Source organism: Thermorhabdus hydrogeniformans (assembly GCF_049310025.1).
GTDB lineage: Bacteria > Bacillota > Thermosediminibacteria > Thermosediminibacterales > Tepidanaerobacteraceae > JBJYKD01.
In genome coordinates this window covers 1-567 of record NZ_JBJYKD010000079.1, presented here as the reverse complement: position 1 = coordinate 567, position 567 = coordinate 1, and the positions used below count along the sequence as shown (strand labels likewise).

Sequence of the window (567 nt, the reverse complement as noted above, 5' to 3'; positions counted from 1 at the left end):
TGTAGATGAGCCACAGTTTCGTTCACACTACTTTATTAAAGTTAAAAAGACATTGCAAAGGGTGGGTATCCCTGAGGTATTATGGATATGGTACAACAAAAACCCATTAAGGAGGGATCCCACCCAATGACATTATACCAAAAACTTAAAGCTTCCGGTAATCCCCAGGCTATCGCTCAAGTTACTATCTCTTTGCTTGAGTCTCATTCCGTTAAAGAAACCGCTAAAATCTTGGGTGTTACTCCAAGATGGGTGTATAAATTAAAAGAGCGTTTCAAGCTTTCTAATGGCGATATATCGGCCTGTATCAAAAAACGAGGCCCTATATTCCGCATGCCTAATAGAACTCCAGAGCATATCGAAAATTTGGTCGTCACTCTGGCAAAAGAAACTAACCTGGGCTCTAAAAGACTGGCATCGTTTATTAAAAATACCTTCAATATTCAACTTTCCCCTTTTACTATTCGAAATATTAGAAGACGTTACGGTATACGCTGTCGTAAATACAAGACGCTTACCGGCTCCCGCCGATTTGCAGCAGATTTCTCCGCCTTCGAACCTTTGCAG

Annotated in this window: 1 pseudogene; it reads left to right on the top strand. The window is 40.9% G+C overall.

The annotated features are described in order from the left end of the window. Positions 1-126: 126 nt before the first annotated feature. A pseudogene (locus ACKX14_RS15545) lies at positions 127-567 on the top strand (integrase core domain-containing protein); the annotation flags it as partial.